The organism is Veillonella sp. ICM51a, from assembly GCF_000524355.1.
Classification (GTDB): Bacteria; Bacillota; Negativicutes; order Veillonellales; family Veillonellaceae; genus Veillonella; species Veillonella atypica.
Window position 1 is genome coordinate 1 of sequence record NZ_JAPX01000035.1, and the last position, 8938, is coordinate 8938.

Annotated in this window: 5 protein-coding genes; 2 read left to right on the forward strand and 3 right to left on the reverse strand. The window is 42.3% G+C overall.

Annotated features, from left to right (window positions below):
• Nucleotides 1-2295: ESPR-type extended signal peptide-containing protein (locus tag HMPREF1504_RS06070; protein ID WP_038124367.1), on the reverse strand; the 2295-nt coding region annotated here is incomplete at its 3' end.
• A 3-nt stretch (nt 2296-2298) separates the two neighbouring features.
• Nucleotides 2299-3414, reverse strand: a complete 1116-nt coding sequence (locus HMPREF1504_RS06075) for a DUF2827 family protein (protein ID WP_084644747.1) — start codon at nt 3412-3414, stop codon at nt 2299-2301.
• 344 nt (nt 3415-3758) lie between these two features.
• Here HMPREF1504_RS06075 and HMPREF1504_RS06080 point away from each other — a divergent pair, with 344 nt between their 5' ends.
• Both HMPREF1504_RS06080 and HMPREF1504_RS06085 read left to right on the forward strand, forming a co-directional pair.
• A complete protein-coding gene (locus HMPREF1504_RS06080; RefSeq protein WP_038124371.1) occupies nt 3759-5321 on the forward strand; it encodes a class I SAM-dependent methyltransferase in 1563 nt (520 codons plus the stop codon).
• 73 nt (nt 5322-5394) lie between these two features.
• Complete coding sequence (locus tag HMPREF1504_RS06085) at nt 5395-7044, forward strand: class I SAM-dependent methyltransferase (RefSeq protein ID WP_038124374.1); 1650 nt, start codon at nt 5395-5397, stop codon at nt 7042-7044.
• Nucleotides 7045-7120: 76 nt separating this feature from the next.
• On the opposite strand, the gene HMPREF1504_RS06090 is transcribed toward HMPREF1504_RS06085, so the two are convergent.
• Nucleotides 7121-8938: YadA C-terminal domain-containing protein (locus tag HMPREF1504_RS06090; protein ID WP_198017405.1), on the reverse strand; the 1818-nt coding region annotated here is incomplete at its 5' end.

An 8938-nucleotide genomic window follows, 5' to 3' on the forward strand; every position in this document is an offset into this window, starting at 1 on the left:
GTTGGATGCAGATGTAGCCGCGTTGGATGCGCTAGTTGCTGCGTTAGATGCACTAGTTGCAGCATTAGATGCGCTTGTAGCCGCATTCGATTCAGATGTAGCTGCATTGGATGCACTAGTTGCTGCGTTAGATGCGCTAGTTGCCGCATTGGATTCAGATGTAGCTGCTCTTGTTGCCGCTGCTTCTGCTGCTGCTGCCGAGCTAGAGATAGCAGCTTTTGCTGCATTATAGCCTGCTGCTGTAGAGTTAGCTGTGGACACCGCTGCATCTGCTTTTGTTACTGCAGAGTTTGCTGTTGAAAGTGCTGTACTTGCTGCATTAGACACGCTAGTGATAGCTGTTGCATTGCTTTCAATAGCTTGTGTAGCTGCATATAATTGGGAACCATTGATCGCATCTGTGGATGTAGCGGAAACACGACCTGCTGCTACATTCGTAATAGTACGTTTTACAGTACCAGAACCAACAGAAATCGTGCTATCTGCTGTATCACCTGCAAAGTTATAAGTAGTACCAGCAATTGTCATACTTGCAGTACTTACCTTGTCTGCTGTTTCAGAATCTGCACCCAAGGCTACGGCATGATAGTTTTTAGCCTTAGCATTGGCACCAAGAGCTGTTGCATAGGTAGCATTTGTTACTGAAGCACTATCACCTAATGCCATACTACTAGCAGATTTATTGTCGATAACAGCTTGACGGCCAAGAGCAATGGTACCAGCAGACTGTGCTTTGGCTGAAAGACCAATTGCTGTAGCGGCTAGCCCACTAGCCACACTGGAGTGACCTGCGGCAATTGTATTTGTATTAGAAGCAGCTGCCAGTGTACCAAGAGCAAGACCATGTTCACCACTAGCGGATGTGGAATCACCAAGTGCTAATGCGCCTTCTGCAGATGCACTTGTAGAATAACCAAGAGCTACGGAGTATTTACCGCTACCGGTAACTTTATTACCGATTGCTACAGCACTATCTAGGCTAGAAGTTGTTTCTACACCAAGTGCGACACCGTTAAGACCACTAGCCACAGCTGTATCACCTAATGCGATAGCAGATTGACCAGATGCTGCCGATTTAGCACCCACAGCAATAGATTTAGAACCTGTTGCCTTAGCCGCATCAGTTGCAGTTGTTTCGCCACCAATAGCAATAGAATCGAGACCAGAAGCTGTTGTATTTTTACCGATTGCTACGGCATTACTTTCAGAGGCTGCTGCACTTGTACCAAACGCAATCGCATCAGCTTTGCTAGCGGCTGCGTTCTTACCAATAGCAGTAGCACCTTCTGCAGTAGTTACCGTTGCTGTACCAATAGCGATGGCATCTTTCGCTTTCGCTGCTGTATGTGTACCAGAATCATCACTAGAACCAATAGCGATACCATTTTTACCAGTTACGTCAACTTGGTAACCAATACCTGTTGCGTATTGGGCTGTGCTGTCAATATTGATTGTAGAACCAATACCTGTTGCTTGGTTAGCAAGGATATTAGAATTATAACCTACAAGGGTAGATCCAGAATGAGCAACATTAAGGTCAAAACCTAATGCTACAGATTTTTCAGCCGTAACTTTTGCATTTCGACCGATAGCAGTGGCACCATAGCCAGTAGCCTTTGTGCCATTGCTACCAATAGCAGTGGCTGCTGTACTGCTAGCTGTCACAGTACTACCGATAGCAATAGTACTAGTACCATTTGCTACACCACCAGTGGCTGCAAAGGAATTATCACCGATTGCTTGGCTGCCATTAAGTGCAGAAGCGTTATCACCATTTGCCACACCACCACTAGTTGCAAAAGAATTATCACCAGTAGCAGATGTTGTATCTATACCACCTAACGCAACGGCACGGTTACCTTTTGCAGTTACCCAGCCGAGGGCTACGGCGCCACCTTGATTAGTAACAGGACCTGCTGTACCAGCTGTATCAGCATAAGCGGTACCACCACCCATAGCAACTGATGAACTACCATAGGCCTTACTAGCTGTACCAACAGCTACAGTTGCGACATTCCCATTAGCAGTTGTAGTATCACTCCCCTTATTAGGACCAATAACTAAACCTTGTGTAGAATTAAATGCAGTACCAACATTAGGACCACTAGTCCAACCAGCTTGATTACCTGTACCACCTATCGCATGTACGTTTTGCATGCCCCCTGTCATAGCTAATGCGGCAAAGACGGATGCTACAACGATTTTCTTTTTCCCTGTCGTATTTTTTGCGAGCTCAGATACAACGACATAGCACTGTTTTGATTTAGACCAAATGACTTTAAAAATCTTGTTCATGTGTTATTTCACTCCTAACTTTTCAATTAAAATTTGATGTTTTCTAATAGTTTCTGGATTGAATGGTGAAAGGAATTCAATTAATTCCTTATTACGTCTTACGTGCGTATCAAAATCAGCATCGTAGGATTTGATAGCATTTATTAATTGCCGCTCTCCATCGTAGGCATCAAAATAATCATAATAAAAACCTACGTGATGCTCCTTAAGCATCGGTGAATTATGTACCAGTGGATAGTTACCATATAGGGCCTCATAGTACATATAGTTCAAGGCTAATTCCCATTGGAAGGACAAGAGCAGATCCGTATATTCTGCCAAGAACAGAGGTGTAATATGCCGCGTCTCAACGGACATGATGCCATCCTTAACGGCCGATGTATAACCGATAAAATCATGCAGCGGTTTATCATCCTTTTTATCAAAGGTATTGCATAGATAGATGTGTTTCACCAATTCTGGATGATTTCGATATGCCTCTTCCCCAATCAGAACGGGCATCATGCAATTCTTAGATATGGATATGTTTGGTTCCATAACGGAAACGCGGGCTCCATTTTTTTCCATTTGACCTTGTTCATAGCCAAATTTGAAAGGTTCCTTAACGTTCTTTGCCATTTCATCTAAGAAGAGTGGAGACCACAAATGTGGGACTTCATACACAGGAGCGCGTGTAATGATTTCTAAATAGCAACGATTTGTTTTGACTACCTGTGGTATCATCCATACCGCATCATATGTGGCACCATTGAATGCACGGGCATTTGGTAAATTATGTACCATTTTTTCCATATCCCACACAAAATCATTACCCATTCGATAGGATACGATTTTAGCACCATGTTTCCGAAATTTCTTTTCAATTTCTGGTTCTAAGGTCAATGTGCCTTCGATTAAGATGTCCGTTGTTTCTACGATCTCTTCCATCTCGTAGATATCGATGTTCATCAAATCTAAGCGCATATTATCCGATATGGTGGCCTTATCATTGCGCCAGTATACAAAATATACCTTGTCAACGCCTTCGATTTGCTCTAGGCACTGTTTTAAAAACGCCATATTTTGGCCCGCCCCATTGGACCAAATGTGGTTGTACGATGCGCCCCAAAAAAAGGTAATACCTATGTTAATAGTAACCCCTCCTTATCATCTTCCTCTCAAATATATTTATACACTCTAGTACACATACAGAATACATATTCTAAGAATAATACCAAAATAGTATATATTATTGAGTTTATCATCTCCTATTCATTTTTTCAATATTCTCGATATAGTTTTATGAAAGTTTTATGAATGATTTATAAAATTCTTACCTACCCTATTTTTTCTCTAATATTTGTTAACGATAATTATGCTTTTACGTATTCTTATGCACTCATCTTGTACCATCACCTGTACGATATTTTTGGGGTCTATGCTATACTAAACACATATAGATCACGATGTAGGGGAGGTTTATCATGGGGACTATAAACAGTGAGGTCCAAGAAACGCTGGAAGATTTAAAGGAATCGTATAATACGGTTATCTATGTGTCGAAGGCATTTCCCAATACCAATATTAATTCACTGCAAGCCCGTGGCCGGTTATACGGGCTTTCACCAGCACCACTTAAGGGGGCGCGCGTGTTGGAACTGGGTTCATCATGTGGGGGCAATATCATCCCACAAGCGCTGTACTATCCAGAGACTGCTTTTACAGGCATCGATTTATCGGGCGTACAGATTGAGCATGGCAAGGAATTAATTGAATCTATAGGTCTCACGAATATTACGTTGCTAGAGAAAAATATCATGGATATCGACGACGATTTCGGCACCTTTGATTACATCATCGTGCATGGCATTTGGTCATGGGTGCCGGACATGGTGAAGGACAAAATTCTCAGTATTTGTAATCGCAACCTATCGGAAGAGGGCATTGCCTTTGTTTCGTACAACACCTATCCTGGATGGAAGCGTCTTGAACAGTTGCGCGAGATTATGCTTTACTCGGAAAAGGGTGCGCCTAGTGACACACTACTAGACCGTACGGTGTACACTAAAAATGTATTACAAAAGATTCAAGGACTCATAACAAAGAGCCCTCATACAAATCAAAAGGGCGCCTATAAGATTAAGGACATAGACCATGTTCTAAAGGCTGACGATTATTATGTGGGGCATGAATACTTAGAATCCATTAATGATCCCGTGTATGTATCGGATTTTATACAGCGTGCCCACGCCCAAGGTTGTGCCTATATAGGGGATGAAAATTTACAGAGTTCATTTATCAGTTGGTTATACGCGGACATACAAGAGGGCATTAGGATGCTCGCGCAAGATGATTATATAGCGAAAGAGCAATACTATGATTATGTGTATGACACACAATTTCGCATGGCTCTCCTAACGAAAGGGTGTAACGAGAATCGAATCACTCGAAATGAAAAGGTGCTCGCCAGCACATTTGATAGTCTATATTTCCTAACGTCCTTACAAGATGTGCCTAATATCTTACCGGATACGAATAATGTATTATATACGGCCATCGAGGAACTAAGAAACAAACAACTGCCATTTACGGTGACGGATATACTAGATTACGTGAAAGCAGAGCATCCTAGTTATACGATTGATACAACTCAACTCTACACCCGCCTATTAGCGCTCATTGTCATCGGTCATTTAAATGCTTACGGCGAGCGTTGTGAACATACACCATTTACAGACAACAAGTCGTATATACCAGAACCATTTATCAAATATGTTTCAGCCCTTATTGAAGATGGTGGCAAGCAGTATATAACGCTGGCCAATATGTACAATCAACTTGATAGTTATATTGATAACGGCGTCCTATATACGATGCGGCTGTTACAAAAGCCAACGACACGAGCGGCTGTACTAAAGCAGCTTGACCAAAACATGGTCATCACACGGACCAACGACGAGGGACAGCCCTATCGCATTTCTTCAAGTCAGTACTTGGAGGATGTCTTATCACGCCTACAACTATTAGGATTCTTCAGAAATATATAGGTATAACTTACAAGTCTTAAGATTCTTTAGAAACGCAAAAGTATAATTATTTGTCTTATTGAAAGGTATACACATGAGCCAAAAAACGATTCACAAGCCAAATACAAAGCAAGCTAAAATACCTAAAAAAGGTGAGTCTCCAAAGAAATCAAACACCATACAGCCACCTATTAATGAGGTAGTGCAAGAGAAGATTGAGGAATTGAAAGAGTCGTATGACAATTTCCTCTATGTGTCTAAGGCGTTTTCCAACACCAACATCAATTCACTGCAAGCCCGCGGCCGGTTATATGGGCTTTCACCAGCATCACTCAAGGGGGCGCGCGTATTAGAGCTAGGTTCGTCATGCGGGGGCAACATCATCCCACAAGCGCTGTACTATCCAGAGACTACTTTCACGGGCATCGATTTATCGGGCGTGCAGATTGAGCACGGCAAGGCATTAATCGAATCCATTGGTCTCACGAATATTACGTTGCTAGAGAAAAATATCATGGACATCGACGACGATTTCGGCACCTTTGATTACATCATCGTGCACGGCATTTGGTCGTGGGTACCGGACATGGTGAAAGACAAAATTCTCAGCATTTGTAATCGCAATCTATCGGATCGGGGTATTGTGTATGTGTCATATAATACGTATCCAGGGTGGAAACGGTTAGAACAATTGCGGGATATTATGCTATATTCGGAAAAACATGCGCCAACAACGTCCCTACAGGATCGTACGGCGTATACGAAACAGGTGTTGCAGCTCATTCAGGAAACAATGAAGTTGGATGAACGATCTCGCATGAAATCGAGTTACAAGATTCCTAATATTGATCGTGTCCTTAAGGCCAATGATTATTACGTGGGCCATGAGTATTTAGAGTCCATTAACGATCCGGTGTATGTATCGGAGTTTGTGAAACGGGCTGAATCTCAAGGTTGTGCCTATGTGGGCGATGAATGTATGCAGCGCTCCTTTATTACGTGGTTACCGGATGCGACTGTAACGAATATAAAAAAGTTAGCCCAAGATAACCGCGTGGATAAGGAACAGTACTTTGATTACGTGTATGATACACAGTTCCGTATGTCGTTGTTAACGAAACAATCCAACGCGGCCAAGATTACGCAAAATGAAACGGTAACCAAGGACATATTGGATGGACTCTATTTCCTCATCACCTTAGATACAGATTTGGGTGTTCCACCGGAATGGACGGATACGGTACACATCGCTATTAAGGAAATGATGGATACGAGATTACCATTCTCTGTACAAGATGTGGTCGACCATATTGAACATCAATATCCGGGCTATGACATCGATATGGATAAGCTTTATACTCGCTTGTTCTTGCTCGTTGTCATCGGCCAACTCTATACCTTTGGTGAACGCTATGAACACCTACCGTTCAAGGAAAACGAAACCTACGTTCCTCAGCGGTTCATCGACTATATTGCAACCCTTATCGAAAAGGATGGCAATCGGTACATGACGACGGCAAACATGTATAATCAAATCGATTATGACGTGGATGAAGGTGTGTTATACATTATGCGTCTCTTAACGAAACCCACCACAAAAGAGAAACTCATAGAAGATTTAGATGTGAATGTGACCGTCGAACGGACGACAAAGGACGGTCAACAGTATCGCGTACCATCAGAACAATATTTAGATGAAGTATTGCGCCATTTACGAGCATTGGGCTTCTTTAGAAAAAAATAATATACACACAACCAAAAGCGGATAGTGAATCCTAGGACTCACTATCCGCTTTTGTTGTATATCTTACATTATACTATTATTGTAATTTAGCAAGAATCATATCAATTTTACGTTGCATATCTTCATTTTGTTGGCGAAGTGTATCAATTTCACTAGCCTGTTTGGAGATTACAGCATCCTTTTCTTGGTCTTTGGCCAACAAGGCTTGCATTTCATCTTGCATTACATAGATGGAGCTAATTGGACCACCTTTATAGCGATCTGGAATAGCTTTCTTTTCAGGGCTATAGCCAAATTTATGGGTTACACCAGCGTTGACCATGTTGTCATGGCTATCGAGGGATACACCGATGTTGAACATCGTATTTTCATTGGTGTAATGCGCCATACCGAGTGCCACAGCGGTTTGGGATTTGTAATTACCCACACCGGCCATGATTTGTGTTGGTTCTAATGGATCATATTGAATAGGCTTTAATGCTGCCAGTGCAGCTGCATTAGCGCCCGCTTTGCTTGCGTATTGTCTTGCCGCATTATCTGCTAGACCCGCAAGGCCTCGAAGTGCTTGATCCACTTGTTGTTTATTTACCGCATCGGTTGGTTTTTCCGCAGGACCTACACCGGTAATTCGATGGCCGCCCATATCCAAATTAGAATTAATGGACACATTGGCTGGGGTATTGCCATTTTGACTGTTGAAAGTCATCGTTGGCGCTCCAGTACCACTACCAGTGATAGATGATATACCCGACAAGATGCCATTTTTATCAAGGGTCATACCACCAACAGTCACTTTATCAAAGGATACATCCTTAGCAGTGCCAATCGTAATCGCATGACCTGTATTCGTAATAGCAATATTATCGCCATTAATGAAGTTGACTGTATCACCACCAACTACTGCTGTAGTACCATTGCCATTGGTTTGGACGTTCCAAGATGCCGCAGATTTAGCCAAATTTTGAATATGCGTATTCCCCGCAGCAGACAAGTTGGACAAGTCTTTATCAGCAGATTTTTCTGCAGCTTTCACAGCGTTTATCAATTTATCAGTTGGTGTAATGGTTACATCATCACCACTAGCAGAAGTTGTAATCAAGGCATCGGTTCCAGTTTGCCCCTTAATATTAAATTGAATGCCACCAGTTGTATTTAGTGTCTTTGCTGTTGTTTTAGAACCGGAATCACCACCAAGGGTAATCGTATTATTACCCAATGCTTTGGTTGCATCGGAAGCTGCCTTCACAGCCTCATCCATTTGTTTCTTATTAACAGCAGCATCATCGGTAGTGGCTTTACCAACGTTCTTAATTTGTGTATTACCAGCATCGATACCGGAGCCATTCAACTTAACAATGTTAGTACCATCAGTGGCAGTGACACCAGTTGGTGCTATTGTCGTTGTGTTTGTACCGTCAGTAGTGGATAAACCACCTTTAGTCATAGCAGTTGTGTTACCCGTGCCATCTGTAATAGTAGAGGAAGCACCTGTTACGGTTTGTGTATTGCCAGATCTATCTTTGAACGTAGCAGATGTCAAACCGGTTAAATCTTTAGATAATTTAACATTTAATGTACCTGCTCCATCAGATATAACCCCAATATTATTATCTGAAAGTTTATTAGTATCGGTTACGCCACCTTTGATAGACAATACTTCACCATGTTTACGAACAGAATTACTACCTGTATCCCCAGCAAATTCATGAGTTGCATCCGCAGTAGCTTTAGTAATGGCATCATCCATTTGGCCTTTGTTGACCGCAGAATCAGCAGCTGTACCAGCAGCGATATGTTTAATTTCTGTACCGCCTGCATCGATGCCAGAGCCTTCTACTTTCACAGTGTTCGTACCATCAGTAGCAGTCATGCCTGTTGGTGCTACGGTTGTTGT